31 protein-coding genes and 1 pseudogene are annotated in these 25,039 nt (G+C 67.1%); 16 read left to right on the top strand and 16 right to left on the bottom strand.

Going from position 1 to position 25,039, the window contains the following annotated elements; all coding sequences use genetic code 11:
* The first annotated feature begins 47 nt into the window (after positions 1-47).
* The 3 genes from OHA19_RS00420 (at position 48) to OHA19_RS00410 (ending at position 1,930) form a co-directional block, all read left to right on the top strand.
* On the top strand, positions 48-716 hold the full coding sequence (locus OHA19_RS00420) for a DUF1868 domain-containing protein (protein WP_329585101.1): 669 nt from the start codon (positions 48-50) through the stop codon (positions 714-716).
* On the top strand, positions 716-1,420 hold the full coding sequence (locus tag OHA19_RS00415) for an MgtC/SapB family protein (RefSeq protein WP_331734297.1): 705 nt from the start codon (positions 716-718) through the stop codon (positions 1,418-1,420). The genes OHA19_RS00420 and OHA19_RS00415 overlap by 1 nt, the downstream gene beginning before the upstream one ends.
* A 258-nt stretch (positions 1,421-1,678) precedes the next feature.
* Positions 1,679-1,930 (top strand): hypothetical protein, encoded by a 252-nt coding sequence (locus OHA19_RS00410; RefSeq protein WP_329585103.1) that lies wholly within the window; start codon positions 1,679-1,681, stop codon positions 1,928-1,930.
* 22 nt (positions 1,931-1,952) lie between these two features.
* Here the strand turns inward: OHA19_RS00410 and OHA19_RS00405 are convergent, their stop codons facing one another.
* The gene (locus OHA19_RS00405; RefSeq protein ID WP_329585104.1) at positions 1,953-2,222 is read right to left on the bottom strand and encodes a hypothetical protein; all 270 of its coding nucleotides are present in this window, start codon (positions 2,220-2,222) and stop codon (positions 1,953-1,955) included.
* Positions 2,223-2,730: 508 nt separating this feature from the next.
* Between OHA19_RS00405 and OHA19_RS00400 the strand changes: the two genes are divergently transcribed.
* Together OHA19_RS00400 and OHA19_RS00395 are read left to right on the top strand one after the other, a co-directional pair.
* Entirely contained in the window at positions 2,731-2,928 is a 198-nt protein-coding gene (locus OHA19_RS00400) for a hypothetical protein (protein WP_405721081.1), read from the top strand.
* Between the two features lie 229 nt (positions 2,929-3,157).
* Positions 3,158-3,283 carry a helicase associated domain-containing protein gene (locus OHA19_RS00395; RefSeq protein ID WP_405721084.1) on the top strand — a complete coding sequence of 42 codons (126 nt, stop codon included), beginning with the start codon at positions 3,158-3,160 and terminating at the stop codon, positions 3,281-3,283.
* A gap of 68 nt (positions 3,284-3,351) precedes the next feature.
* On the opposite strand, the gene OHA19_RS00390 is transcribed toward OHA19_RS00395, so the two are convergent.
* Positions 3,352-3,726, bottom strand: coding sequence for a DoxX family protein (locus tag OHA19_RS00390; RefSeq protein WP_331734292.1), 375 nt, complete (start codon positions 3,724-3,726; stop codon positions 3,352-3,354).
* A gap of 97 nt (positions 3,727-3,823) precedes the next feature.
* Between OHA19_RS00390 and OHA19_RS00385 the strand changes: the two genes are divergently transcribed.
* From OHA19_RS00385 to OHA19_RS00375, 3 genes are all read left to right on the top strand, one after another.
* Positions 3,824-4,474, top strand: coding sequence for a helix-turn-helix domain-containing protein (locus OHA19_RS00385; RefSeq protein WP_331734291.1), 651 nt, complete (start codon positions 3,824-3,826; stop codon positions 4,472-4,474).
* A gap of 585 nt (positions 4,475-5,059) precedes the next feature.
* Positions 5,060-5,314: a hypothetical protein gene (locus OHA19_RS00380; protein WP_329585107.1), complete on the top strand. Its 255-nt coding sequence runs from the start codon at positions 5,060-5,062 to the stop codon at positions 5,312-5,314.
* Between the two features lie 236 nt (positions 5,315-5,550).
* The gene (locus OHA19_RS00375; RefSeq protein ID WP_331734290.1) at positions 5,551-6,090 is read left to right on the top strand and encodes a GNAT family N-acetyltransferase; all 540 of its coding nucleotides are present in this window, start codon (positions 5,551-5,553) and stop codon (positions 6,088-6,090) included.
* Positions 6,091-6,104: 14 nt separating this feature from the next.
* Here the strand turns inward: OHA19_RS00375 and OHA19_RS00370 are convergent, their stop codons facing one another.
* Positions 6,105-6,344: a hypothetical protein gene (locus OHA19_RS00370; RefSeq protein WP_329585109.1), complete on the bottom strand. Its 240-nt coding sequence runs from the start codon at positions 6,342-6,344 to the stop codon at positions 6,105-6,107.
* Positions 6,345-6,355: 11 nt separating this feature from the next.
* On the opposite strand from OHA19_RS00370, the gene OHA19_RS00365 reads away from it, so the two are divergent.
* Positions 6,356-6,556 (top strand): DUF4190 domain-containing protein, encoded by a 201-nt coding sequence (locus OHA19_RS00365; RefSeq protein WP_329585110.1) that lies wholly within the window; start codon positions 6,356-6,358, stop codon positions 6,554-6,556.
* Here the strand turns inward: OHA19_RS00365 and OHA19_RS00360 are convergent, their stop codons facing one another.
* The 9 genes from OHA19_RS00360 to OHA19_RS00320 all read right to left on the bottom strand — a co-directional run bounded on the left by OHA19_RS00360 (position 6,557) and on the right by OHA19_RS00320 (position 15,294).
* Positions 6,557-6,868, bottom strand: coding sequence for a hypothetical protein (locus OHA19_RS00360; RefSeq protein ID WP_405748962.1), 312 nt, complete (start codon positions 6,866-6,868; stop codon positions 6,557-6,559).
* A 276-nt stretch (positions 6,869-7,144) separates the two neighbouring features.
* Positions 7,145-8,164, bottom strand: coding sequence for an aminotransferase class V-fold PLP-dependent enzyme (locus tag OHA19_RS00355; RefSeq protein WP_405748960.1), 1,020 nt, complete (start codon positions 8,162-8,164; stop codon positions 7,145-7,147).
* 98 nt (positions 8,165-8,262) lie between these two features.
* Positions 8,263-8,667, bottom strand: coding sequence for a RidA family protein (locus OHA19_RS00350; RefSeq protein ID WP_329585117.1), 405 nt, complete (start codon positions 8,665-8,667; stop codon positions 8,263-8,265).
* 45 nt (positions 8,668-8,712) lie between these two features.
* The gene (locus tag OHA19_RS00345; protein WP_331734286.1) at positions 8,713-9,711 is read right to left on the bottom strand and encodes a zinc-binding dehydrogenase; all 999 of its coding nucleotides are present in this window, start codon (positions 9,709-9,711) and stop codon (positions 8,713-8,715) included.
* 11 nt (positions 9,712-9,722) lie between these two features.
* Positions 9,723-11,054, bottom strand: coding sequence for an aspartate aminotransferase family protein (locus OHA19_RS00340; protein ID WP_405748958.1), 1,332 nt, complete (start codon positions 11,052-11,054; stop codon positions 9,723-9,725).
* Positions 11,055-11,126: 72 nt separating this feature from the next.
* Positions 11,127-12,140 carry a transketolase C-terminal domain-containing protein gene (locus tag OHA19_RS00335; RefSeq protein WP_331734285.1) on the bottom strand — a complete coding sequence of 338 codons (1,014 nt, stop codon included), beginning with the start codon at positions 12,138-12,140 and terminating at the stop codon, positions 11,127-11,129.
* Positions 12,133-13,080: a thiamine pyrophosphate-dependent dehydrogenase E1 component subunit alpha gene (locus tag OHA19_RS00330; protein WP_405721092.1), complete on the bottom strand. Its 948-nt coding sequence runs from the start codon at positions 13,078-13,080 to the stop codon at positions 12,133-12,135. The genes OHA19_RS00335 and OHA19_RS00330 overlap by 8 nt, the downstream gene beginning before the upstream one ends.
* Positions 13,081-13,156: 76 nt before the next feature.
* Entirely contained in the window at positions 13,157-14,017 is an 861-nt protein-coding gene (locus OHA19_RS00325) for an IclR family transcriptional regulator (RefSeq protein WP_331734283.1), read from the bottom strand.
* The gene (locus OHA19_RS00320) at positions 14,014-15,294 is read right to left on the bottom strand and encodes a M20/M25/M40 family metallo-hydrolase (protein WP_331734281.1); all 1,281 of its coding nucleotides are present in this window, start codon (positions 15,292-15,294) and stop codon (positions 14,014-14,016) included. The genes OHA19_RS00325 and OHA19_RS00320 overlap by 4 nt, the downstream gene beginning before the upstream one ends.
* A 345-nt stretch (positions 15,295-15,639) precedes the next feature.
* Between OHA19_RS00320 and OHA19_RS00315 the strand changes: the two genes are divergently transcribed.
* Complete coding sequence (locus tag OHA19_RS00315; RefSeq protein ID WP_329585006.1) at positions 15,640-16,482, top strand: acetoacetate decarboxylase family protein; 843 nt, start codon at positions 15,640-15,642, stop codon at positions 16,480-16,482.
* Positions 16,483-16,518: 36 nt separating this feature from the next.
* Positions 16,519-17,838, top strand: coding sequence for an MFS transporter (locus OHA19_RS00310; protein ID WP_329585004.1), 1,320 nt, complete (start codon positions 16,519-16,521; stop codon positions 17,836-17,838).
* Positions 17,839-17,910: 72 nt separating this feature from the next.
* On the opposite strand, the gene OHA19_RS00305 is transcribed toward OHA19_RS00310, so the two are convergent.
* Both OHA19_RS00305 and OHA19_RS00300 read right to left on the bottom strand, forming a co-directional pair.
* Positions 17,911-18,582, bottom strand: a complete 672-nt coding sequence (locus OHA19_RS00305; protein WP_405721098.1) for a glycoside hydrolase family 3 N-terminal domain-containing protein — start codon at positions 18,580-18,582, stop codon at positions 17,911-17,913.
* A gap of 40 nt (positions 18,583-18,622) precedes the next feature.
* Positions 18,623-19,441 (bottom strand): NAD(P)H-binding protein, encoded by an 819-nt coding sequence (locus OHA19_RS00300; protein WP_329585001.1) that lies wholly within the window; start codon positions 19,439-19,441, stop codon positions 18,623-18,625.
* A 74-nt stretch (positions 19,442-19,515) separates the two neighbouring features.
* Here OHA19_RS00300 and OHA19_RS00295 point away from each other — a divergent pair, with 74 nt between their 5' ends.
* Complete coding sequence (locus OHA19_RS00295) at positions 19,516-20,463, top strand: AraC family transcriptional regulator (protein ID WP_329584999.1); 948 nt, start codon at positions 19,516-19,518, stop codon at positions 20,461-20,463.
* A 9-nt stretch (positions 20,464-20,472) separates the two neighbouring features.
* Here the strand turns inward: OHA19_RS00295 and OHA19_RS00290 are convergent.
* Both OHA19_RS00290 and OHA19_RS00285 read right to left on the bottom strand, forming a co-directional pair.
* A pseudogene (locus OHA19_RS00290) lies at positions 20,473-21,281 on the bottom strand (IS5 family transposase).
* 355 nt (positions 21,282-21,636) lie between these two features.
* Entirely contained in the window at positions 21,637-21,906 is a 270-nt protein-coding gene (locus OHA19_RS00285; protein WP_405721102.1) for a hypothetical protein, read from the bottom strand.
* 104 nt (positions 21,907-22,010) lie between these two features.
* Here OHA19_RS00285 and OHA19_RS00280 point away from each other — a divergent pair, with 104 nt between their 5' ends.
* The 4 genes from OHA19_RS00280 to OHA19_RS00265 are packed head-to-tail and all read left to right on the top strand — an operon-like array spanning position 22,011 to position 24,569.
* Positions 22,011-22,598, top strand: coding sequence for a hypothetical protein (locus OHA19_RS00280; RefSeq protein WP_405720953.1), 588 nt, complete (start codon positions 22,011-22,013; stop codon positions 22,596-22,598).
* Positions 22,595-22,978, top strand: a complete 384-nt coding sequence (locus OHA19_RS00275; protein WP_323181005.1) for a hypothetical protein — start codon at positions 22,595-22,597, stop codon at positions 22,976-22,978. The genes OHA19_RS00280 and OHA19_RS00275 overlap by 4 nt, the downstream gene beginning before the upstream one ends.
* Before the next feature lie 41 nt (positions 22,979-23,019).
* Positions 23,020-24,318, top strand: a complete 1,299-nt coding sequence (locus OHA19_RS00270) for a cytochrome P450 (RefSeq protein ID WP_405748956.1) — start codon at positions 23,020-23,022, stop codon at positions 24,316-24,318.
* Positions 24,315-24,569, top strand: coding sequence for a hypothetical protein (locus tag OHA19_RS00265; protein ID WP_329584988.1), 255 nt, complete (start codon positions 24,315-24,317; stop codon positions 24,567-24,569). The genes OHA19_RS00270 and OHA19_RS00265 overlap by 4 nt, the downstream gene beginning before the upstream one ends.
* Positions 24,570-25,039 lie beyond the last annotated feature (470 nt).

The raw sequence follows: 25,039 nt of genomic DNA, 5'->3' as shown, positions 1-25,039 counted from the left end.
CGCCAAGGAAGTCGTACACGCCCAGGAACAACCGAAAGTTGCTCACCATGACCGAACCCTCCCTGCGCGGCCACCGCCTCCCCACCGCCGAGGCCGGGCCCGGCGGCAAATGGCATCCGGACGGGTCGCCCCGTCACTTCCCGGGAAACACCTTCATCTCGATGGTTTCCGAAGGCCCGTTCCAGCACTCCCTCGGCCTGATCCACAAAGATCTGGCCGAGGATCCTCTGTCGGAGCTCTTCGCGCTCCTGCCTCCGCCGAGCCACCACATCACGCTCCTTGACGGCACGCTGGCACACTCCTCGCCGGACCAGGGGATCCGCGAGCTCACGCTGGAGCACGCCGACCGGTTGCGGCGCGCGGGCATACGGGCGCCAAGAACGCTGACTTTCGCGGTGCAGGACATCTCCGACATCACCCGGGCGGACACCCAGCTCTTCGTCCTGCTCGAACCGGACGCCGAGGCGGCGCAGGCACTCCTGGACTTCCGGAGGCAGGCTATCGGGCTGCTCGGACTGGTGGCGGAACCCGCCGGCCATGTCTTCCATGTCAGCATCGCCTACCGCATTCTCGAGGAGCTTGAGCACGAAGTCCCCGCCCTCGCCGGCCTGAGAGAGCGCCTGGGGCAGCATCTGCCGGACTCGGTGACCTTTGACGGGTGTGACTTCGCGTCCTTCGACGACATGACGGCCTTCCGCCCGGTGCTCGCTCTGTGATGGACACAGCGGGCGCACTCAGCCAGCTCATGGGACTGGCCAACCTCGTTGTCGGAGCCGTACTCAGCCTCATCATCGGTCTGGAGCGCCAGTACCACAGCAAACCTGCGGGGGCCCGGACCCACGCACTGGTGGGTCTCGGCTCGTCCATCTTCATGGTGGTCTCCAAGTACGGCTTCCTCGACAGCCCCACAGGCGCAGTCGACGGATCGCGGATAGCGGCACAGGTCGCCTCCGGCGTCGGCTTCCTCGGCGCGGGGCTGATCTTCGTCAAACGCGACACGGTGCGCGGTCTCACCACGGCCGCGAGCATATGGGTGGTCGCGGCCGTCGGGCTCACGGCCGGCGCCGGCCTGTGGATCGTCGGAACAGGCGCGGTCCTGATCTATCTCGTCCTGGTCGCGACCCTGACCCGGATCAGTGGCGTCCTGCCGCATTCGAGCAACGGGTTCCACAGCGTCGTCGTCGAATACGAGGACGAGGCCGGGGCGTTGCGGGACATTCTCCGGGCGATCACGACCCGTGGGTTCACCGTTCTCGACTTCTCGGTCGCCGATGCGGACCGCGCGGAGGACGGAGAGGGCAAACCGCTCCTGAAGGCAGCTCTCGAAGTCAGCAGCAAACATGCCGACCTCGATGACCTGACCAGCGGCATACGCGACCACGAGGCAATCCGCTCGGTCGAAGTCGTCGAGAGCGTGTGAGTCCGGCTTTCCCCAGTCCGATGAGCGGCACCCTGTGGGCGGTGGCGACGCGTCCTCTTCGACGACGGCGTCGCCCCTCCTGCCGGACTGTAAGCCCAGGCTGCTCGGTCAGGTACCTGAGCGCATCATCCATGTCCCATTGGGCGGCCTCGGGTACGCGGCGGTGGTCGACGGTCAGAGCCGGCTGCGGAGCTCACTGGGAGGTGGCCCAGCCGTCGGCTGGAGCGGCGCTACGCCCACAGGTGGAGAAGCCGGGGCATGACCGCCCTCATCCCGGTCGAAGCCCCGAGCCCCGGCGCCGGCCTCTTCGTGCCCACGCTTCCAGAGGCGACACCGGGGCGGCATCATGGCGGCATGCTGGCGGTCTTCCGCGGCCTGACAGGGTGCGCCGACAAGACCGAGCGACCGTACATCCACGCTCGTGTCACCAAGCCGACCCACGGAATGGTGACCGCCAGCATGACCGGGCCCGACATCGTCGACTACCGGTCCTCACGCCAGGGCGGATAGCCACACACCACTACGGTCATGATCAGGCCCGGGCGTACCTGCCAAACCTGTGAGCCATCTGGGAGCTGACCCCCGGCGGGCAGGCGACCTCGACGCCTGAGTGATCGCGGAGCCAGTGGCTGAGTTGTTCCGTGTCGCGTCCTTCCCAGAGCGTGAGCGGGAGCCGGGTGGCGGCGTCGACCAGGAGAGTTCCGTAGGCGCCGCCGTAGAGCGCGAAGTCGTCCACCCCCAGCACCCGGGGTGTCTCCAGAGGGGGAGCGGCACCCGCATCAGCTGGGACAGAACGGTGCACCGCGACAGCGTCACGTTCAAGATCCGCAGCATCCGGGCACCGCCCCGGCTTGCCAGCACGACACCGACAGCCTCCACCAGGCGCTGCAACTGTGGTGTTCGTCGCTGGTAGCGCACGATCAGCCCCGGCACTTGCTCGCCGGAGGTCACCTTCGGACAGGCCGGGTTCACGCAGTACAGGCGCCCTACGGACAAGTCGATGCGCAGCGGCCGGCCTCCGAGAGCAACATCTGCGAGGTGCCGTACATACCGGCTGTGGACCCAGTCACTCGGGACGCCACACCCGCTACATCCTGCTGGAGCGCGGGAGCGCGTACGGGCCTGGATCACCACGATGGAACATCAGTATTCCGGCCAAGTGCGGTAACAACTCGGGCAGTTCAACAGAACGCACTCGAAGGCTACCCACCCCGCAGAGCAGACTGCCGCGGCACCAGGATGATCTCCGACTACGAACTTCTTGCCAGAGCCACGTTCACGTGTAAGCCGACCAAGCCGAGGGCCTGCCAGTGGAGTCGTGCTCCGGAGCGCTGTCGGAGGAGCGGCGCGAGCAACTGGAGGAGATCAACCCGTCCTGGTGCCCCATCTGGCCCGTCGAATGGCAGCGGGCTTGCCACCTCACGAGGCTGCACCTGGAGGCGGTCCGCGGTGAGTTGCCCACCGAACCTGGCGTCGTCGTACACCAGGGCGAAGACCTCGGACGCTGAGTGAAGACCGTGAGACTGGGCTGGGACAAACTCACCACGGTGCAGCAGTGGATGTGCGAACCCATCCTCGGAATCGAACCCGCCAGCGAGGACGAGAAGCCGAAGCCGCGCACCAGCCAAGCGGAGAAGTGGGCGCTGCACCTCACCGCTGCCAAGCAGTTCTACGAACGCGAAGGCCACCTCCGAGTCCCACGCAAGCATATCGAGACCATCGTGGTTAAGGCCGACGTTGGGGACCAGGAACAGCGGCCCTCTCCGGCTGGGAGCCTGGGTCGGCAACCAACGCTCCCGGGCGGCATCGCTCACGCCCGAACGGATCGAGCAGCTATCCATCATCGGAATGCGCTGGACGTAGGACGAGCGTCGCACCTGGCTGCCACCCCCACATAACCAAGGCAGCAGACGAAGGATGTGAGGGAGGGATCAGTGGGAGGAGAGGGAGCGAAGTGCTCCCCAGGCGGTCAACAGAGCCACCACGAACACGGTGATGTTGCCGATGCTGTGGGGATATTCACCTCGGGTGACATGCACGACCGCGCCGCCGGCCATGATGCAGGCGAGGCCGACCGCGGCGGCCGGGGTGAGTACCGGGGCGATGTTCGTGGCGCGGGGAAGGATCAGCCCCACCGCACCAAGTACTTCCAGTGCTCCGATCGCTTTGATCGTCTCGGGACGGAAGTCCACGACCCACGGCATGAGTGGGACCATGGCGTCCGGGGACATGACCAGTTTCATCCCGCCGGCGGCGGTGAACAGTGCGGCGAGGAGGGCCTGGGCGACCCACAGGACAACGAGCACAGCACACTCATTCCATAAGCGAAGGGACCCCTGCGGTTTGTTGTGACGCTCAAGCTACCAGAACCGCAGCACCGCCTTCACTTGTAGGATCCAGGTCATGGGATCCGAGCAGAGCCGAAGGCTGCGCAGGGACGCCGAGGTCAACCGGCAACGCATCATGGCGGCTGCCCGCACCGTGTTCGCCGAGCGCGGGCTGGGTGCGCCCCTGGAAGACGTCGCGCGACAGGCCGAAGTCAACATCGCCACGCTCTACCGGCGTTTCCCCGAACGGGAAGCCCTGATCGAGGCGGTGCTGAGCGACCGCATGACCGATCTGGCCCGCCTTGCCGAGGAGGCGATGCTCACCCCCGACCCCTGGGAAGGCTTCAAGGGCTTCGTCGAGCGCATCTGCGCCATGCAGGCCGCCGACCGCGCCGTCACCGAGGCCTTTACCGCCTGCTTCCCCGACTCACCGGCCATGGAAGAGCCACGTTCCCGCGCCATAGAAGCCCTTGACGCCCTGATCCGCCGCGCACAGCAACAACACCGCCTGCGCCCCGAGATCACCAGCAGCGACGTCATCCTGTTCCTGATGGCCAACACCGGCGTACTCTCCTCCACCCGCCACGCCGCCCCCGGCGCCTGGCAGCGCCTGGTCTCCCTGCTGCTCGACTCCTGCCGCCCCGACGGGCCCACGTCACCGCTGCCGCCCGTTCCCGGCCCCGAGGAACTTCACGACGCGATGCTCGCAGCACGGCCGCGTCGCTGATCGAAGCCCGTACGACCCAGGCGCCAAGCCCTCCACACCGCCCGCACCCACACCGCCGACCGGCCCCTGGACACCACGACCGACCCCGGCACCCTGCCCACAGCCACCTCGAATGACTGTTCACCCAATGCGCCAGCTACAACAGCACGAGCAGCGCCAGCTACTGGCTGGCATCGGCCTCACCGCTGAACGCACCCGCGGCCTGGCCCCACCTCCGAAGCTCGCTCCTCGACCCCGCTCCCGATACTCGAGCCGGAGGCCTCCACGGGCGCCCCGGCACGCCGTTGCGCCTGAGATGCCGTTTCGGCACCGGCACACCGCCCTGCTCGACCAGCTGAACACCGGAGGCGGGCCGGCCGATGGCGTCCCTGTGGGCAGCGGAAGGCAGCTCCCGTTCCACCCTCTCCGTGCAACGCCTCGCCGACCGCTACGCTCCTCGGAATCGAGCGCGACAATCTCACCGTCCAGTACTGCGGGTCGGCCGAGCACAGATCCAAGCCCGGTGAGTTCCGGGTAGCCGGCGGTGGTGTCCGCGCCGGACGGGCCTTGGCGTTGTCGGCGGAGCCAGTGGGGATGGAGCTCCCAGTGGCCCGCACGGGAAAGGGCCCGGGCCAGTTGGCTGGCCGACGCCACGAAGGGGAAGCGTTCGGCATACGCGGCGCGGGCGGCGTCCAGGGCCTCGCCCTGCGGGCGGCGGCAGACGCCCAGGCCCTGGAGACCGGTGATGGTGATCCAGGCCTGGTCGTCCGCTCGGGCGGTGAACGCAACCCGGGTGTGCGGCTCCTGGGCGGCCAGGGCGCGGCCGTGGAGGGTGGAGCCTGCGGCGAGGAAGACCAGTGAGGTGAGCGAGCCGTCGCAGCTCGACCCGGGCGGCGGGTGTGCCGGGCGGGGTGGACCAGAACCGATGCCACAGCAGGTAGGCGGACAGGTCCAGGAGGCGGCGGCGCAGGGCGGTGGTGTGGCGGGGGCGGGGCGCGGCGAGCTGCCGGTAAGTGCCTGCCTGAGATCCGCAGGAGAAGCGGAGGGGTGGAAGGAGTACTCATCGCTGTTCGAGGACCAAGTCCTACTATCGGTAAATGACACCTTCCGTATCGAAAGAGTTCAGTAGTCGTGGTGCAGTTGCCTTTGATGTGTGTGAGTTGCAGCTGGCAGACGATGTCGCGGCCGCGAGTGTGCATCGGATTGGGCGTCGTGCTTATGCGGTCGAGGCTGAGCTGATCGGCTTCGATGGGATCCCAGCCTTGCAAGAGAGCATGGATGAGATGCGAGGTCAGCCGTTGCGTTGGCTCGGAGCCATCGCGGACGGCGGACGGATCGCTGCGTTTGTCGCCTGGCAGGTCCCGGCCGGAGAGGGCATTGTCGACATTGACCGCGTCTGTGTGGACCCTGAGTGGTTCCGCTGCGGTCTGGCGACACGATTGATCCGCTGTCTTCTTGCCGATCTGGCACCCAGTGGCGACGTCCATGTAAGTACGGGTGCTGATAACAGTCCGGCCGTCGCGCTTTATGAAAGTCTCGGTTTCTCTCGCATCGGCACCATTGAGCCCGTCCCCGGGCTGCGCCTGGCTCAGTTTCGGCTGAGACGGAACCAAATTGGGCGGGTTCGCGCTAGATGATCGATTCCAAGGGGTCAGTGATCGTAGGCGGTCACTGATCGCAGGATGAACTGGCCCGTATGGTCGTTGTGCCAGGCATCTGCGTTCTCCCGCATGCCCTGTTCGCGCTCGGAGGGGGCGGGGACACGCTCGGGTTCGATGCTCTGGCGCGAGGCTTCGCCATCACGGGCACGGTGGTGATCATCATCGGGGTCGTGGTCTTCGGTCTCAGCGTCCTTCAGGCCGTGCTGTCCGGGCGGTGGAACCGTAGTCAAGGGAGGACGCGTTGGTCCTCGCGGTCCTTGCTTCGGTCGTGGGATTGGTGCTCGGGTACGTGGCCCGCGCTCAGAGCAAGAAGGCAGGGGTCCCGAACGGATTCGCCGTGGCCGCCATCGTCGTGGGCTGGATCACGGCTGCCTTCACTGTTCTGCTCTGGGCGCTGGTGCTGCTGGTGAGCAACTACGCCGCGAGCGTCCAATACCCCTGATCACGGTCTGATCACGTCATCGACCGGGTCATCGAAGAAGGAAGAAGAAGGAAAGAGAGCGACATGGACACGTCGCGGGACAACGCCGTCCCCAAGAAGGGAATGGCCTGGCAGTTGAAGGCTGTTCTGGTGCCTCCTCGTGGTCTGGCTCGGGTGGCTGATGTGCTCGATGGTCGCGCTGAACGCCTCGAGAACGCGGGCGCTGGCGGGGAGCAGCGGGGGCATGATCGCGATCGATGTCCTCATCATGGCGATCACTGGCGACAGCACCGTGTCTTGGGCACTGACGGGATCCCGTGTCGGAATCGCCATGGTCCTCATGGTGCTCGGTCTGCTCATCCAGTACGAATTACACTGAATACCCAGGGCTGACATGGAAGAACGTCTGGGGCTAGAAGAAGCATCCAGCTCGTCATGCTCTGAGACGTCAGCCGCCGGACGCAGATCTGCGTCCGGCGGCTACGAGGGGCACGATTCCTCTCTGTGCCACAGAGATCCCCGCTCCCGGCCCTCGCAGAGCAGCCACAGCAATTTTGCGGCAGGCAGGGCAGCTGGGGCGGCATCGGCAGGAGCCGGGAGCGGGAACTATCAGGTGGATACGACGAGGGCCTTGTGCGCGACTTCCGCCGCGTAAGCGGCATCCGCCTCGTCATTGAAGTAATGAAATCCGACTCGGAGACCACCGTTCGCGGTGATCGTCGCGCGTACTCGGGCGTCGTACAGCCGCGCTGGGTCAACCCGGTAGCCCGATGGCGGTGCGGTCACGACAATGTGCGATCGGGCACCGCAATTGAGTTCTCTGAAACCATGGCTTCGCATAACGGCTATGTACTGCTCCGCAAGCCGCAGGGTATGACTGCGACTGTCGTCACCGTCGACTTCTGCCAGCAGGCTGAGCGCGGCCAGGGCCCCGATCCACGACATCCAGGCGGGCGACGAGTTGAATCGGGCCATCGCCCCGGCCTCGCTGTACGGTCCGCCAAAGAAGCGCTCAGGGTCCGCGGCTGACTTCCAACTGGCAACGGTCGGTGCGATGTTGATCCGGCTCGGGTCGGCCACCAGCCAGCTTGCCCCGCGCGGGCAGAGCAGCCACTTGTACCCATGGGCTGCGACCAGGTCGGCCGGGTGCCGCGACAGATCAGAGCGCACGACCCCGAGCGTCTGCGTGAGGTTCGCGAAGACGAGTGCTCCGTACTGATGGGCCACCGCGCAGATTGCGTCGATGTCGACCAGCTCGCCGTCGTTGGTCAGGACTTCGCTGACCATGACCAGCCCCGTGTCGGGGCCGATCGCGTCCATGATCGCCGCCGTGCGGCTCGCGTCGGCGCTGCGCTTGACGAGCTTGATCCTCGCTGAGGTCGTCGCTGCGTGGGCCATCACTGGGAACAGCACGCTGCGGAACTCGTCTTCGGCCACGACGATCGTCGAAGCCTCGGGAGCGCAGCGCACCGCGACCGTCGCCGCCTCGGACAACGAGGTCTGCGAAGCAACCCACTCAGGGGGCACCTGGGTGTAGCCGGCGAACGCTATTCGCGCGGCGTCGGCAGACGCATCCCACTGCAGCCAGTCGTAGGAGCCTGACTCCCAGTCATCGAGCGCGCGCCGCACGGCCCTGATGACCGGGACTGCGCCAGGGGGGCCACCGGGCGTGTCCAGCCAGGTCCAGGACTCGAGCGCTGGGAATTTCTGGCGGAACCTCTGCGATGTCATGACGGCAGAGCCACGACGGCTTCGACCTCGATGCGCAGATCCGGGGCCGCCAAAGCGGTCACGGTGGCGGCCGAGTGCGCAGGGTAGACGCCGTCCGGGAACCAACGGGCGAACACCTCATCGCGAGCCCTGGCGAACTCGGCGAAGCCGTCGTCGCCGACGACCAGGGTGAGCATCTTGATGATCGCCGACGCCGTCACGCCGAGATCGTCGAGCACCTTTTCGAGATTGTCGAACACCTGTTTGGTTTGCTCGTAGCACGAGCCCGAGACGATCTTCCCGTCCTGGTCGGCCCCGATCTGCCCGGAGATGTACGCGGTGCCGAAGGTGGCAGGAACGACCGCGACATGGCTGAACTTGCCGATCGGGGGCGCGATGGCGGCCGGATTGAACTTGGACATGAAGACTGCCCTTCTTGGGGAAAATGAGTGTGTCGGTCGCTGGTCTCAGAGCACGAACACGGTCTTGCCGACGCCGCGCCCGGCTTCCATGTCGCGGAAAGCGTCCGGTGCTTCCTCAAGCGGTCTGCACGCGTGGACAGTGGGGGTGATGGAATGCTCAGCGACGAAGCCAAGCATCGCGGCGAACTCTCCGGCGCTGCCCATGGAGGTGCCCTCAAGGCTGATCTGCCGGAAGAACAGGTCCCGCAGGGACAGCGTGACGTCCGGTCCGGTCGTTGCGCCGAACGAAACGATCTTGCCTCCCGGGCGCACTGATCGGACCGCGGTCGGGAACGAGTCCGATCCGACGCTGTCGAGGACGAGATCGGCCGGGGCGTGGAGACGCTCGTCGAAGTCGGACACGCCGACGACGACATGGGCCGCGCCCAGGGAGATCGCCTCGGCGGCTTTGGCCTCGTGCCGGGTCACGACTGTCACTTCAGCGCCCAGTGCCACAGCCATGGCCAGCGCCAGCGTTCCGGCACCGCCAGTGGCCCCGGTGAGGACGACGTGGTCACCGCGTCGGACCTTTCCCTTGGTGACCAGAGCCCGGTAAGCAGTGAGGCCGGCCAGAGGGAGCGCAGCAGCTTCCGCGTCGGAGAGATGGGGTGGAACCTGATGGACGTTGCTGGCCGGGATCCGGACGAATTCAGCGAACGTCCCCTGGACCGGACCGCCGAGGATCGTGGGCACTTCCGGCACGTTCTCGATGTCGGTCCATCCGAGGCAGGGGTTGACCATGGCCCGGCATCCGCCCAGTTCTTGCCCGGCGTCGTAGCCGGTGCTGACCACGGTGCCTACGGCGTCGGCACCGACGATCTTCAGATCGTCACCGGTGTGCCCGGCGATGGCAAACAGCTCGTGTCTGTTGAGTCCCGCGGCGACGACTCGGATCAGGACCTCGTCATCGCCGGGCTCGGGTCGAGCCACTTGCTCGACCCTCAGTCCGTCCGGGCCGGGTGCGCTGGAATGGACCAGTGCTCGCATGGTGGAAGGGCGGGACATCAGCTCTCCTTTCAACGAGACGGCCGGACAGCCGACGACTGCCTCGCCTCGACTGTGGCCAGGACTTCTTCGAGGATGCCCAGAGCCTCGCGGGCCTCCTCTTCGGTCACGGTCATCGGCGGCGTGACCCGAAGCACGTTGCCCGACAGCCCGCCCTTGCCGATGAGGAGCCCGACATCCCGGGCCTCAGCGAGCACGGCGTCAGCGATCGCCGGTGCCGCGGTGCGCGTCCCGGGCTCGACCAGTTCGACCCCGATCATCAGACCCGCGCCGCGCACCTCGCCGATGAGCGAGCACCGATCGGCGATTGATTCGAGGCCCTGGCACAGCTGCCGGCCGACCCTGTCGGCATTCTCCTGCAGGTCATGGGAGTCGATGTAGTCGACCACGGCGCTCGCTGTGGTCATGGCGATCGGATTGCCGCCCGCGGTCGAGATCGAGTTGGCCGACACGCAGTCCATCAGGTCCGCTTCCGCGACGACTCCGCCGATCGCGAGCCCGTTGGCCAGCCCCTTGGCGAAGGTGATCGCCTGCGGTCGGACGCCGTAGTGCTCGATGCCGAAATACGAGCGTCCTGTCCGCCCCCATCCGGACTGAACCTCGTCGGAGACGAACGGCACGTCGTAGGCATCGAGAACCGTCTTCGTCTCCCGGAAGAAGTCATCCGGCGGAGTGGCGAACCCGCCCGCGCCCTGGACCGGTTCGGCGATGTAGCAGGCGATGTCGCCCGAGGTCGATGTCTCGATCATCGTCTGCAGCTCGTCGCGGCACGCTGCCGTGAACTCCTTGTCGGAGAGGTGGCCGAACGGGCTCCGGTACTTGTAGCCGGAATGCGCGTACGTCACCTGCAGCGGACTGAGGCTCGACGCAGACCACCCCCGGATGCCGGTGGCGGCCACCGTGCCGAACGAGCGGCCATGGTAGCTGCCGCGCAGCGCGATCACCTGGTTGGACCGCCGTGCGGTCGTGGTGAGCAGGAACGCCGTCTCGACCGCTTCAGACCCGGAGTTGACAAAGAAGACCTTCGGGTTGTCCACCGGGGCCTTGGCCGCGATCTTCTCGGCCAGCTCCACCTGGCTCCGGATGAGGTACAGGGTGCTGGAGTGCAGGATCTTGCCGGCCTGGCGCTGCAGTGCCTCTGTGATTTCGGGTATGTCGTGCCCGACCATGGTGGCCAGAAGGCCGCCGAAGAAGTCGAGATAAGTGCGGCCGTCCCCGCCCACGACATGCCGACCCTTGCCTGATTCGAGTTCCAGGGGGTCGGAGTAGTAGCACTTCATCCAGGCCGGCATGACCGTCATGTGGCGGTCGTGCAAGGTCGGTTCGAGGTCAGATGCGCTCATGGCGCGGTGTCCCTCCTGGGCGAGCTGTGCAGGTCACATGCGTGCGAAGAAGATCCGATCGCAGACCGGAAGTCATTGGGTCGCAGCCGGCTGCGCGATGTGCTGGTGGACCCGGGCGACGATGTCGTCCACGCCAGGTACGACGGCTTCGAGCAGCGTCGGGGCCGCGGGGATCCTCACGTCGGGCGTGGCGATCCTCAACGGAGGACGGCGCATCTCGATGCCCCGCTCCACGATCGAGGCGACCAGCTCCGCTCCGAGCCCGGCGAATTGGGAAGCCTCGTGAACCACTGCCAACGCGCCCGTGCGGCCGACGCTTTCGGCGACGGAGTCCACGTCGAGCGGCCGCATCCAGCGCATGTCGATGACTTCGGCGGAGATGCCGTGCTCGGCCTCCAGCCGTTCGGCGGCCTCCAGCACCTTGTGCTGCATCGCGCCCCAGGTGGCCACGGTGAGATCGGTGCCGAGCCGGCGGACGACAGCGCCTCCCACGGAGGGTATGGGCCTGCCGAGCGTTACTTCCTCCTTCGCGCCGTGGTAGAGATTGCGGTTCTCGATGACGATGGCCGGATCATCGGCCGCGATGCTGGCCAGCAGCAGGTCGTGGGCGTCCTGGTGAGTCGTCGGCATGCAGACGTGCAGACCCGGAATGTGCGCGAAGAGCGTTTCGATACTCTGCGAGTGCTGGGCGCAGGCCCCCGGTCCGGTTCCTTGCTGAGTCCGGATGGTCAGAGGCGCGGTCAGCTTTCCGCGGTTGAGATAGCGGACGTTTGCCGCCTGGTTGACGATCTGGTCGAAGGCGACGAACGCGAAGTCCGCCCACATGATCTCGACGATGGGACGCCGTCCCACCATCGATGCGCCGACCGCGCCGCCCAGGATCGCGGATTCCGAGATGGGGGTGTCGAAGACCCTCTCGCCGAATCGCTTCCGGAGCCCCTTGGTCACACCGAAGACGCCCCCCGGCACCGCGACGTCCTCGCCGAACAAGAGGGTCGTCGGATCGTCGGTCAGTGCCCGGCGCAGTGCGTGGTTGACGCTCTCGGCGTAAGTCAGCTTCTTCTGGGTCAGGGCGCTCTCAGGCATAGAGGTGCTCCAGGGCGGTCGAAGGGTCGGCGAGCGGGTACTGCTGGGCCAGCTTGCTGGCAGCGTCGACCTCGGAGTGCGCGTGCTGGACGATCGCCTCGATCCGCTCCTCGTCCACGCCGCAGCTGATGAGAAGGCCCGTCAGTCGGCCAATCGGCTCGGCGGCCTCGATCCGCTCCATCTCGCCGGGGAGCCGGTATTGCTGGACGTCGCCGATGTAGTGGCCGACGAGACGGTCGGTCATCGCCTCGATGATCGTTGGCCCATTGCCTTCCCGGGCATAGGCCACGGCCTGCTTCATCGTCTGGTAGACGCCCTCGGGGTCATTGCCGTCGATCCGCGCGCCCTTCATCCCGTAGCCCGAGGCACGCTTGAACAGCCGGTCCGAGACCGTTGTCGCGGTGATCGGTGTGAGCTCGGACCAGTGGTTGTTCTCGATGACGAAGACGACCGACAACTTCATAACGGCCGCGAAGTTGAACGCTTCGTGCACCGAGCCCTGATTGACTGCGCCATCGCCCATCGCGGCCACGGTGACGCGATTGGAGCCGTCGAAGCGCCCTGCGAGAGCAGCGCCACAGGCGATGGGCGCGCCAGCGCCCACGATGGAATTCTCGCCCATCATGCCGACATCGGGCACCGACAGGTACGCGGATCCTCCGCGGCCGCCGTTGACGCCGCCTTGGCGTCCCATCAGTTCGGCGAACATCGCGGTCAGTCCGGCTCCGCACGCCAGTGCCCAGCCGTGGCCGCGGTAGGTGGGGTACACCAGGTCGCGGGGAAGGTCGAGGGCCGCGGCAGCGCCGGTGTAGATCGCTTCCTGGCCGCTGCACAGGTGCACCGAGCCCACGACGGTGCCCAGGCCCCGCAGACGGGCGATCTCGGTCTCGAACGCCCTGATCTGGGCCATGGTGCCGAGAAACCCGAGGAGCCGGTCCACGTCGGAGTCGGAGTAGGCACTGGGCTGGAGGGGTGGTGCAGTCATCGTGATCCTCAATTCGTCGTGAATGGAGTTCTCAGTCAAAGGAAGAGTCCGAGTCCATCGGAGTCGCCGGAAGCGCGAGCCGCCCGGTCTTCAGCAGGTTCGTCGCGAGCACGCCGGCTTCCCGGACGGCGATAGAGAGCATCACGCGCAGCTGCGGGAAACGGGAGACGGGCACCGAGACCGTGAAGGATCCGACCGGCGTCCCCGATCCGTCGAAGAAGGGCGCTGCGACGCAGCAGATGTCGTTCTCGAATGCTTCGAAGTCGATGGCGTATCCGCGCCGGCGGATCGCGTCGAGCTCAGCGACCAGATCGTCGAACGTGCTGATGGTGTTGTGCGTGAGCTTCGCGAAAGGGGTCCCGTCGAACATGGTCTCGACCTGAGATGTGGGCAGATAGGCCAGCACCGCTTGGCACGACGCACGGGCGTGCATGTTGCCGACGTAGCCGACGTCGAGGTTCTTGATGGTCAGCGACTGCCGCCCGGTGATCACCTGCTGCCGCAGGATCGTCCCGTGGAACCAGCCGCACACGTACACGGTCTCACCGGTCTTGTTGTGCAGACGGCTGAGAATGGCAGCGATGTCCGGCGCGGGCGCTGTACGAGCCGAAAGACCCTTGCCGAGCGCGTTGCCACGCGGACCGACGTCGAACTGCCCGCCGGGCAGCCTGACGACATAGCCCTCGGCGCGCAGCGTGCGCAGAAGGTGATAGCACGTCCCCTGCTTCAACCCCAACTGGCGAGCCAGCAGCTTCGGCGTAGCGCTGCCGTTGTACTCCGCGACGGCCTCAAGGACCGCGAGTCCTCGGGCCAGGGTCTGCAGAATGTTCGCCTCGGCCGCAGCCGGGTCTTTCGGCTCGGCGACCGCGGGGGAGTCTTCGCCGATCGTCACGACTGCTCCGGCTCAAAGAAGTCGCTCCAGGCCAGCAGGGCATGGGCGATGACCTGAGTGGCTTCGAGGACATCGGCTTCGGCGATCTTCTCGTTGGGGCTGTGCGCATAGCGCATGTCGCCCGGGCCGAAGACGGCCGTCGGGATGCCTGCATCCCGGAGGATCCCGGCATCGCAGCCCGCAGTCATGCCCTCGATCCGTGAATCGAGACCTGCACGACGGCGTCCTCGGTCGAGCGCGATGACCACCTGGTCCGACTCGGGCGTCTCCCAGCTCCGCAGGCCCTCGTTGTCCCAGCACACGACCGGTGGGTGATCGACCAGCCAAGGATCGGCGGCGGCGACCGATTCCACACAGGCCGTCAAGGCAGCCCGGACGTCCTCCACGTTTTCACCAGGCATGATCCCGATACGTCCCGAGAGGCTCCCTCGTGCGGGGACCGCTGCGCGCCACCCTCCGATATCGACCGTGCCGATGGCCAGCGGCACGGCGCTCGGGAACGGCATCCGAACGTCCGTGAGGGCGGCCGCTCGCTCATCGCCGAGGCGGGTGAGCGCCTGGTAGATCTGGAAGACCTTCGGTCCGGTGTCGACCCCGTACCACGGCACCGAGGTGTGCGCCGCGCGACCGGTGACCTCCACCGTGAAGAACAGGAGGCCCGAAGCGACGGTGACGACTGCCCCGCTGGTGGGCTCCAGGACGATCGTCCCCAGGCGATTGGGCAGTCGCTCGAGCGTGGCCCGGGTGCCGACTCCGGTCGTCTCCTCGCCGACGACCAGCTCGACTGCGACGTCGAAGGGCAGCTCGACTCCGGCCTGATCGAGGCTGTCGAGCGCCCACAGCGCGGCCGCGATGCCGCCCTTGGTGTCGACCGCGCCCCTGCCGTGCACGAACCCGTCGGCCCGGTCTCCTGAGTAGGGCTCCCGGTCCCATTGGCCTTCGTCGAAGACCGGGACGACATCTATGTGCCCGTTGATGACCACGAGGGGAAGCCCGGGCCGGTGGACGCGGTAGTAGCCGATGAGGTTTTCCCGTTCGGTGACACGGGGTTCATCGCCCGCCGAGATGGCCGCCGCGGTCGTCGCCAGCTCTTGTCGTTCCACTGGCCATCCGCGCGAACTGAAGAAGTGAGCGTACAGATCGATGACCTGGTCCTCATGACCGGACACGCTGGCGCACTTCACCGTGTCGGAGAGGAACGACATCTGCCGGTCAATCGACACGTCCGCAGAGATCAGCGAAATCTGACCGGGAACGTTGTTGACATCGGGAATCATCTCAGTCCTTTCACCAGCGGGTCGACCCGTCGGGTGTGCCTCATGGTGTTCGGTCCTGCTGCGAGATGTCCAGGATCTGCACCACGATGTCGACTATCTGAAATGAATCGACCGGACCCGGCTGTGACCTGGGAACATGCTTGAACCCGCTGCCGATGCGAGCTGCACCAGGCTGATCTTTTTCAGATAGTCCACATCCAGTTCGATCCTCTGGTGCAACAGCTGCTTGTCGGCCATGTTGTCCGGATCACAGCAGAGACCACCATCGAATGCGGTTGAGGATGCAGATGGTGACCACCGCCAGCAGTGAGCTCCCTCAAGGCGGATTCGAGAACGGACACCTCGATGACGGACGCGCAGACAAGTAGGGCCGTCGATTCGCTCGACAGCTCCCCGAACTCGCACCGCCGACGCCCGGCAGGATCCATGCCGGCGTTCGCGCCGCTCTACGTTCCCGGGACCGAAGAGGTATCGGTCCGATGGCTATCGGTGACCTATCCGCTGTCCCCGAACGTCGTCGATCCCGTGCTTCCGCGCCCGTTGACAACGCCCGATGCGCCTGGTGCGATCATCTGGATCGCGGAATTCTACGACGCGCGCTTCACCGACAGCGCAGGACGCGTCGAGACCCGTCCGCCCTACATGCAGGGCGGGGTCAACCTGAAGTGCCGGCATGACGGCATTCCAGGTGCTTATGCAGTCGAAACGTTCGTCGAAGGCCTCAACCACGGCATCCTCGGGCGTGAGATGTTCGGACTGCCGAAGAAGCAGGTCACCCAGGTATCCCTGGAGAACACCCGCAGAGGTGTCCATTTCGGAATCGTCGACGCCCACGGGCGCAGGATCCTCAGCGGATCCGCACTCGACGAGACCGACGCCGGCCAGCTGGCACCGGAATGGTTCGGGACCCAGTTCACGGCCAAGCTCATTCCGCGTGCCGACGGCCCGGGCTACGACGTCCGGAAGCTGGTCCGCATCCCGTTTCACCTTGGTGCCGCAGGCCCACTGCGTGGCGGACACTCCGAAATCGAGTGGCACCCCTCGCCGAGCGACCCGCTCGATCTGCTGGCACCGACTGGCCCCGTGCGGGCCGCATGGGGAGAGGCCGAGCTCGCGATCGACTACGGCACCTATGTCGCCGACCTCAACCCCGATGAACTGCCTGTCTACGGCACCCCCAGCTGGTAGCAAGGGACAAAGATGAACAGAACAGGACAACACGTTGTGAACGCACCCGCCGAACCACCCTCCGTGCTGACCCCGGAGCGACGTCGGGCGATCGTCGCCGCATGCATCGGCAACTTCCTCGAATGGTACGAGTTCGTACTGTACGGGTACTTCGCGACGATCTTCGCCAAGCTCTTCTTCGTCAACAGCGACCCCACGGTCGCGCTGATGCTGACCTTCCTGGTCTTCGGGATCAGCTTCGTCGTGCGCCCGCTCGGCGGGATCATGTTCGGCTACATCGGTGATCGCTACGGCCGGAAGGTGACGCTCTCGGCCATCATCCTGACCATCTCGGTGGCCACGTTCCTGATAGCCGTCGTGCCGTCCTATGCCAGCATCGGCATCGCCGCACCGCTCCTGATCCTGCTGCTACGGTGCCTGCAAGGAATCTCGGCCGGCGGCGAGTGGATGGGGGCCGCCGCCTACGTCATCGAGTCCGCGCCCTCTCACCGCCGCGCCTACTACGGGAGTTGGCAGACGATCACGATCACGCTCGGGATGCTCACCGCCGCGTTGACCACACTGCTGCTGTCGACATCACTGACCAGCCAGCAGCTCGAGTCCTGGGGTTGGCGCATCCCGTTCCTCGTCGCACTGCCCCTCGGGATGATCGGGCTGTATATGCGGCTGAAGCTCGAAGAGTCCGTCGAGTTCGGCGAGATGAGCCAGGACGAGGACCGGGAGAAGTCCCCTCTGCTCAAAGCAGTGAAGGAGAACTGGTCCTCGATCCTGCTCGTGTGCGGCCTGGTCTGTGCGCCGACCATGTGCACGTACGTCCTGCTCGTGTTCGGGCCGCAGTTCCTGGCCGACGACGTGGGGATGAAGGCCTCGTCGGCGAAGGCCGCGGTGATGGTCTCGATGGTGTTCCTCGTCGTCCTGGTCGTGGTCTTCGCCAAGATCTGCGACCGCGTCGGGCGCAAGCCGTTCATCGTGTGGGGCGCTGCGGCTGTTCTCGTCACCACCCCGGTCGGATTCCTGCTGATCCACCAGAAGGCCTTCGTCCCGGTCGTCCTCGGGATGATGCTCATCCTGATCGGCGACGCGATGATGCTGGCACCGCAGCCGGCGCTCTTCTCCGAGCTGTTCCCCACCTCCCGCCGGTACAGCGGCCTGGCGATCGGCTACAACCTCGGAGTCGTGCTCTTCGGAGGTGCCGGCCCGCTGATTAACACCGCTCTCATCGCCGCCACCGGGTCGACGTACGCGCCGGCCATGTACCTCGCGGCGGGCGCGGCCCTCAGCCTGCTCGCGGCTCTGCTGGTGCGCGAGACCCTCGGAGTCTCCCTCCGCACCGGAAAGATCGAATCCGCGGCCTGATCGGCGGGTTACCGCTGGCTCGCGCGAGCAGCGGGCACCCAAGCCCGCTGCTCGCTGTCTGACAAACCTCATTCAAGAGTCGGCTCTGCTCGATTTCTCGCGCGCTCTGCAAGGCATGGCCCGCCCCTGGGTCGATCCATTCCCATGCCCCCACCATGCCGGAACGGATGACCCACATGTCCACATTGCAGACCTCGTCGAGGTCCTCTCCCGCACCGGGCACGAAGCAGATCTCGTATCCGTCACGTCTGACTCGGTAAAAGGGGCCGTCCCACATGCTCGCTCCGTAGCGCTCTGCCTCACGCCGCCTTCATCAATCAACCCAGACGGCCGACCAGTACACCAGGTCCCGTAGTTGAGGGCGAGGACCATGCCGTCGGCCGCGGCCTCGCGCCGCAGGTCCACGATGGCGGTGTCGTCCCAGGGCTCGACCGGGGCGGCCGCGGGACCGCTGTCGAGGGCGCCGACGCGCGAGGCGAGCAGAACCAGCCGGGCGACCTTCTCGTTGATCGCGCTCTGCCGGACCCGGCCGGCCTTCACGGCCTCGACGAGCGCGTCGCCCCAGGGACCCTCCGGACCGGGCATGACGAGGTCCTGTCCCGAGTTGGCCGACGGCTCGGTGTCCCGCACCGCCGTCCAGTCGGAGATGACGACGCCGTCGAAGCCCCACTCTCCCTTCAGCGGGTTGCGCAGCAGCGGGTTGGCGGACATCGTGACGCCGTTGACGGAGTTGTAGGCGGACATCAGCCGATCTTCGAGACCGCCCCTTCGGGTGCCCGACCGGTCAGGGGTTCCAGACCCCCGTGGGCGCTGCCGTACGTACGTAGTCCTCGAAGGAACGTGGGGCGCGGCCGAGGGCTTCCTGTACGCCAGTGCTGATGTAGTCGTCCTCGCCGCGGCGTATGCCGTCCAGGAAGGCGGCGACGGCTTCGGCGTCCACGGCGTGGTGGCCTGCGGCGACCTGGGCGGCGACGTAGGCGGCCGGGTCCTGATGGCGGTGGTGCAGTTCGCGGCCGATGGCGGTGCCGATGACGGCGAGGGCCTCGGTGAAGGTGAGCGCGCGGGGGCCGGACAGTTCGTAGGCCCTGCCCGCGTGGCCGTCGTCGGTGAGGGCGGCCACCGCCACGTCGGCGATGTCCTCCACGTCGACGAAGGGTTCACGGCCGTCCCCGGCGGGAGTCGCGAGCTCGCCGCCCAGGACCGCCGGGAGGAAGAAGTCCGGTGCGGAGAAGTCCTGCGAGAACCAGCAGGGCCGCAATATCGTCCACTCCAGGCCCGATTCACGGACCGCCGCCTCTGTCTCCGGTATACCGCCGTCGGCGTCGAGGCCGCGTACAGACAGCTGGACGATCCGCCGGACACCGGCTGCCTTCGCCCGGTCCACCAGCTCGGCGCGTTCGGGCAGGCCGAGCGTCTCGGTCGGGACGAAGTACACCGCCTCCGCGCCGGCCAGGGCCCGGTCCCAGGTGGAGCGGTCGGCCCAGTCGAAGCGGGTCTCCGTCGAGCGGGAGGCGGAACGGACGCTGTGGCCGTGGGACTTGAGGCGGGGGACGATGCGGCTGCCGGTCTTGCCGGTGGCGCCGAGGACGAGGATCTGTGTCATGTCCGCCATTCAACAAGGGGTCGACGGGACGATCCATGGCCGAGACGGCCGGATCCATGTGCGATCGTTCCAGCATGGATCTTCTTGACGACTATCTCGCCGGGTTCAGGGCGCGCGGGGCGGCGTTCTGCAGCACGGTGAGCGTGCCGCCGTGGGGAATGCGGTTCACCGATCCGGCGCCACTGACGCTCGGTGCGATGCTGCGTGGCGACGCGTGGCTCGTGCCCACCGAGGGCGAACCGGTGGGGCTGCCGCAGGGCGCTGTCGCGCTCGTGCGGACGCGGTCGCCCTACAGCGTCACGGACCGTCCGGACAGCAGGGCGCGGGTGCTGGTGGACGGTGACGACCGTTGCACCCTCGTCGGCGATCCGGAGGAAACAGGGCGCAATTGGAGGGTGACCGGCCGCACCGTCGGGAATGAGGCGGACAGCGCGGCGGACCTGCTGGTCACGGCCGGGTACCGGGTCGGAGGCGATCTGTGCCGGCCGCTGCTCGACGCGCTGCCGCCGGTCACGATCGTGCGCCCAGATCCCGGCCTGGCCGCGCTCCTCGGCCTGATCGCCGCCGAGGTCGAGCACGACGAGCCGGGTCAACAGGTCGTCCTGGACCGCTTTCTGGACCTGCTGCTGGTCCGGGCCCTGCGGATATGGTTCGCACACCCGGGCGCCACCCCACCCCCCGGCTACCGGGCCCTCGCCGATCCGGACATCGGGCACGTACTGCGCCGGATGCACGAGGAGCCGGCGCGGCCGTGGACGGTCGCCTCGCTCGCGGACGAGGCCAGCATGTCCCGTACCGCTTTCGCGCGTCGCTTCTCGGCGCTGGTGGGGAGACCGCCACTGGCCTACCTCACCGAATGGCGGATGACTCTGGCCGCTGACCGGCTCCAGGAACGGGGTGCGTCGGTGGCGGAGGTGGGCAAGGAGGTCGGGTACGCGGACGGGTTCGCGTTCAGTGCGGCTTTCAAACGGGTGCGGGGGGTCTCGCCATCCGCCCATCGGGATGGGGTGATGTGCTCCTAAGAGGTCATCTCATTTGGCGAGTCTGCGGTAACAGATGAGGGTGCAGGCGATGCTGGTGAAGGCGAGGAAGTGGTCGGCTTTGCGTTCATAGCGTCGGTGGAGGCGGCGGCAGCCGGCGAGCCAGGCCATGGTCCGTTCGACGGTCCAGCGGTGGCGGCCGAGTCGTTGCGAGGACTCGACTCCCTTGCGGGCGATGCGGTGGGTGATGCCTCGCTCGCGTAACCATCGCCGCAGGTGAACGTAGTCGTAGCGCTTGTCGGCATGGAGCTTGCCGGGCTTGCGCCGTCGTCGGCCGCGGCGGGAGCGGATTGGCGGGATGCCCCGCACGAGCGGGACCGGGGCTTGACTGTCGTGGAGGTTGGCCCCGGAAATGCCGACGGATATGGGCAGACCCGACCGTTCCGTGACCAAGTGGGTCTTCGAGCCGTACTTGCCCCGGTCGACAGGATTCGGACCTGTCAGGTCCCCCTTTTCAGGGCCCGCATGTTCACCGAGTCGATCGCGCACCGCGACCAGTCCAACTCGCCGCGGGCACCGAGCTCGTCGAGGACCAGGCGGTGCAGCTTGGCTCACACCCGGGCCTTCGACCACTCCGAGAACCGCCGGTGGGCAGTCGCGCCGGACGGGCCGAACGATGCCGAAGGCAGCTGCTGCCAGGTACAACCCGACGTGGCCACGAACACAATGGCGGCCAGCACCTCCCGGTCGCCGTGCCGACGCCGACCACCGCCCTGAGGTCTCGACGGCGCCTCCGGCACCACCCGCTGGAACAGCTCCCACAACTCATCCGGCACCAACCGCTCAACGATCCTCACCATGGCCAACACCCTACCCAATCGCCCAAATGAGATGACGTCTAAGGGTGAAAGTACGGCACGCGGACACACTCGACGCCCTGGTCCTGGGGTTCACCGGTCCCCGACTGAGACCGCAGCATCTGGTCCTTGCGGTGGGGGACGAGGGGGGCCGGTGAGGGTGCCGGCTCGCCTGGAGCCGGTTCTCGCGGCCCGTGTCGGTGAAGTTCTGGACGGTGCGGTGGTGGTGGGGGAGCGGCGGGCGAGCCGTATACCCGGGTGGAGACGGACCTGGTCGTGGAGGTGCTGGTCGGGTCCGGCCGGCACGGCACCCTCACCGTGGTCCGGATGCGGTGAGGGTGCCGTGCCTGACTGATAGTCAGGGGGCGACCTCGTATTTCACGACGGTGTCCGCGCAGTTCTTGGCCAGCTTCTCCAGGGCCGCGCGCTCCTTGTCGTCCGCGATGAGCTTCCACCGCAGCTTGGCGCCCACCCAGTCGGCACCGTACGTGCACTGTGCGGACACGGCCGGGGGAAGCCATTCGGCCGGGTCCCGGTCGGCCTTGGACCGGTTGGCCTTCGCGGTGACGGCGACCAGCGACCGATCGAGAACACGTGGACTGAGCCGGGCCGCTGTACCGCTCGACACACCGTCGACAGCGATGCCCGCCGGTAGTGCCCAAACGATGTCGCCTGCGAGGATCCCTCGGTGCGCGACGGCTGAAGGCCCGGCCTGCGGAACATCGTCGACAGATGGCTGATCATCATCTCGTGCGGCCGTCGCCGATCCGTCACAGTGGCGCGATGGACTCAGGACTCGCCGCTGTTCTCGGCGCCACGGTTGGTGCCCTCGGCACCGGGGCGACGGGTCTCGCAGCGGCTCTGCTGGGTCGCAGCACGGCTCGCCATCAGGTCAGGGCCGAGAACATGCGAGCCCTGCGGGAGTCGCGCAGGGCCACCTATCTCGCCTTCGCCGAGGCGCATGAGCGCTACCTGGACCTGCTGTCCACCACGCTGATCCCGCTCTCTCGCATCGAGCGTTTTCCGAGCCAGCGCGAGGAGTGGATCGAGAAGGCGCACAAGCGCTGGAATCAGGTGCTGAAATACCGGCAGAACGAGATCCAGAAGATTCGTGCCGTCCTCTACCTGGACGCCACCCGCCCGGTAGCCGAGGCCGCGCTTGAGGTGACAATGAGGTTTGCCCTTCTCAGTAATGCGACCCGCCGCACCATCGAGGCCCTCAAGGGCCAGGGTTTAGACACCGGCCCCATCACGCCGCCACGGCCGGGCTACATCGACCGCCTGACGGAAGACGGGCTGGACCCGGAGACGCCCGCATGACGCACATGCCCGCACGCTACGCCTTGGTCGACACCGAGCTGGGCGGCCAGCGGATCATCCGCGGCGAACCATTGATCCTGGGACTGGCTGCGGCGAACACCGATCCGCGGATCCACACCAACGACCCGGAGCGGGAGATCGGCAACCGGTCCCACCTCGGGTTCAGCGCGGGCCCGCATCAGTGCCCGGCCCGTACTCCCGCCCGCCTGATCGCCCGCGTCGCTGTCGAACAGGCCCTGCATGGCCTGCCACGGATCACACTCGGTGTCCCCGCCGACGCAGTGACGTCCAGCCCCTCTCCCTGGATGCGTCACCTGGAATCCCTGCCCGTGACGTTCGCCCCGGCCGGCAACACCGCCCCCGACTCTTCCGTCCGATAGCCCAGTCCGCCCGCTCTCGCACCGTGTACCGGAGGTAGATCATGACGGCACCACAACGCACCACTCAGCACGTTCCCGTCCTGCGCCTGGACCCGACCGGCGCCGACCACCAGGGCGAAGCCGCACGGCTGCGAGAGCTCGGCCCGGTCGTGAAGGTGATCCTTCCCGGCGACGTGGAAGCATGGGCCGTCACCACATACCAGCTGCTGACGGAGCTGGTGAACGACCCCCGGGTCAGCAAGGACTGGCACCGGTGGACGGACATCCGCACCAACCGGATTCCCGAGGACTGGCCGCTGACCGGAATGGTCAAGGTCACCAACATGGTGACGGCCGACGGCGACGACCACCGCCGCCTGCGCCGCGTCGTCACCCAGGTCCTCACCCCCGAACGTGTCCGGGCCATGCGCCCGCGCATCACCGAACTCGCCCGCGCACTTGTCCAGGCGCTGCCCGAGCGCACCGGCCCGGACGGCTCGGTCGACCTGCGTGAACACCTGGCCTACCCGCTGCCGATGACCGTCATCTGCGACGTCATCGGAGTCCCCGGACCGCTCCGTCCCCAGATTCGGCGCCTGGTCCGGTCCATCTTCGACTCCACCGCAGAGCCTGAGGAAGTCCTCTCGACACAACACCTCATCTACGAACTCCTCGACAAGGTCGTCGCGCACAAACGCCGCACACCGGGCGACGATCTCACCAGCAACCTGATCGTCGTCCAGAGGGACAACCCCGACCTCCTCAGCGACACAGAGCTGACTGGCACCCTCTGGCTGATGATCGCCGCCGGTCACGAAACCACCCTCAGCCTCATCACCAACGCGCAGCGCGCCCTGCTCACCCACCCCGACCAACTCGACCTGGCGCTGAGCGGCGGCCCGTCCGTCTGGCCGGTCGTCGTGGAGGAAACCCTGCGCTGGGACGCCCCCATCGGCAACTTCCTCGCCCGCTACCCCCGCGAGGACCTGCGCATAGGCGGCGTCACCATACCCGCCGGCGACGCCGTCCTCGCCCCCTACAGCGCGGCTGGCCGCGACACCGCCCAGCACGGCCAGGACGCCCACCGGTTCGACATCACCCGCGACCAGGCCCGGCACCTGGCCTTCGGCGGCGGCCTCCACGTCTGCCTCGGCGCACCCCTGGCACGCATGGAAGCCGCGATCGCTCTCGAAGCACTGTTCAGCGAGTACCCCGGTCTCTCCCTCGCCACCAACCCCGAATCGCTCGTGCCCGTGCCGTCCCTGATCTCCAACTCCGTCCAGGCTCTCCCCGCCTACCTGAACCACCACCGCCCCAACACCACGGCCACCGACACATGCCCTCAAGGAGCCCGGCAGTGAACGCCCCCGCACCCGCCATCGACGTGGACAGCCCGGCCGAAGGCACCGCACCGTCGACCGCGCGGATCACGCACTGGCTGCTCGGCGGGGAACGCCACCACCAGCCCGCCGACCGCCGCCTGGGCACTCGCGTGCTCAACGCAGCCCCGTGGACCGAAGCGGCTCTTGAGAAGCCGTATCTCAACCGATCTTGGAACGTGTGGTTCGAACAGGGTTCCTGGTCGGGTGATCTTCCGGTCGTACGCGCATGAAGGCAGGGCCTCCTGGTGGCTCGGGGGTGCGACCCCATTCCGAGCGGATCCCGGAGGCCCTGTTGTCGTTGTTGTACGCGCCCGCGCCCGCTGACTTCAACTCGCCTGCCGTTTCGTGCGATTGCCTCGCGCACGTGTACGGCAACGCGGCCGATCACCTCGATCGGGTGCGCTGGTATCCGTCGGACATGACGGACGCGGAGTGGACGTCCGTGCGGCCGTTGCTGCCGGTGCCGGCCTGGCTCCAGGGCCGAGGCGGGCAGCCGGAAGGCTACTGCCACCGTCAGATGCTGGACCAATGCCACGAAGTTTAGGCCCTGTTGACGGTGCCAAGGTTTCAGGGAGGGTGATCTTGTAGGTGCTTGGCGCGGTGCGGATGAGTCGGTTGTTGCGGGCCCAGTAGCAGAGTTGCGCGGTGAGGCTGCTGAGGGGGCGCCCCGAGGTGGGGAGCCCGAGATGCCGTGCGATGT

Source organism: Streptomyces sp. NBC_00012 (genome assembly GCF_045040875.1).
In the GTDB taxonomy this organism is placed as follows: Bacteria; Actinomycetota; Actinomycetes; order Streptomycetales; family Streptomycetaceae; genus Streptomyces.
The sequence above is the reverse complement of the archived record's forward strand: the minus strand, read 5'-3'. Positions and strand labels throughout refer to the sequence as shown.

Bases quoted from the DNA above. Each gene is read 5' to 3' on its own strand.
- OHA19_RS00360 (WP_405748962.1), bottom strand. From the start codon at position 6,868: ATGGCGATTCCGACACGGGATCCCGTCAGTGCCCAAGACACGGTGCTG.
- OHA19_RS00385 (WP_331734291.1), top strand. From the start codon at position 3,824: ATGGGATCCGAGCAGAGCCGAAGGCTGCGCAGGGACGCCGAGGTCAAC.
- OHA19_RS00270 (WP_405748956.1), top strand. From the start codon at position 23,020: ATGACGGCACCACAACGCACCACTCAGCACGTTCCCGTCCTGCGCCTG.
- OHA19_RS00415 (WP_331734297.1), top strand. From the start codon at position 716: ATGGACACAGCGGGCGCACTCAGCCAGCTCATGGGACTGGCCAACCTC.
- OHA19_RS00350 (WP_329585117.1), bottom strand. From the start codon at position 8,667: ATGTCCAAGTTCAATCCGGCCGCCATCGCGCCCCCGATCGGCAAGTTC.
- OHA19_RS00410 (WP_329585103.1), top strand. From the start codon at position 1,679: ATGACCGCCCTCATCCCGGTCGAAGCCCCGAGCCCCGGCGCCGGCCTC.
- OHA19_RS00345 (WP_331734286.1), bottom strand. From the start codon at position 9,711: ATGTCCCGCCCTTCCACCATGCGAGCACTGGTCCATTCCAGCGCACCC.
- OHA19_RS00335 (WP_331734285.1), bottom strand. From the start codon at position 12,140: ATGCCTGAGAGCGCCCTGACCCAGAAGAAGCTGACTTACGCCGAGAGC.
- OHA19_RS00275 (WP_323181005.1), top strand. From the start codon at position 22,595: ATGACGCACATGCCCGCACGCTACGCCTTGGTCGACACCGAGCTGGGC.
- OHA19_RS00280 (WP_405720953.1), top strand. From the start codon at position 22,011: ATGGCTGATCATCATCTCGTGCGGCCGTCGCCGATCCGTCACAGTGGC.
- OHA19_RS00295 (WP_329584999.1), top strand. From the start codon at position 19,516: ATGGATCTTCTTGACGACTATCTCGCCGGGTTCAGGGCGCGCGGGGCG.
- OHA19_RS00375 (WP_331734290.1), top strand. From the start codon at position 5,551: ATGACACCTTCCGTATCGAAAGAGTTCAGTAGTCGTGGTGCAGTTGCC.
- OHA19_RS00315 (WP_329585006.1), top strand. From the start codon at position 15,640: ATGACGGACGCGCAGACAAGTAGGGCCGTCGATTCGCTCGACAGCTCC.
- OHA19_RS00320 (WP_331734281.1), bottom strand. From the start codon at position 15,294: ATGATTCCCGATGTCAACAACGTTCCCGGTCAGATTTCGCTGATCTCT.
- OHA19_RS00305 (WP_405721098.1), bottom strand. From the start codon at position 18,582: ATGTCCGCCTACAACTCCGTCAACGGCGTCACGATGTCCGCCAACCCG.
- OHA19_RS00420 (WP_329585101.1), top strand. From the start codon at position 48: ATGACCGAACCCTCCCTGCGCGGCCACCGCCTCCCCACCGCCGAGGCC.
- OHA19_RS00340 (WP_405748958.1), bottom strand. From the start codon at position 11,054: ATGAGCGCATCTGACCTCGAACCGACCTTGCACGACCGCCACATGACG.
- OHA19_RS00300 (WP_329585001.1), bottom strand. From the start codon at position 19,441: ATGACACAGATCCTCGTCCTCGGCGCCACCGGCAAGACCGGCAGCCGC.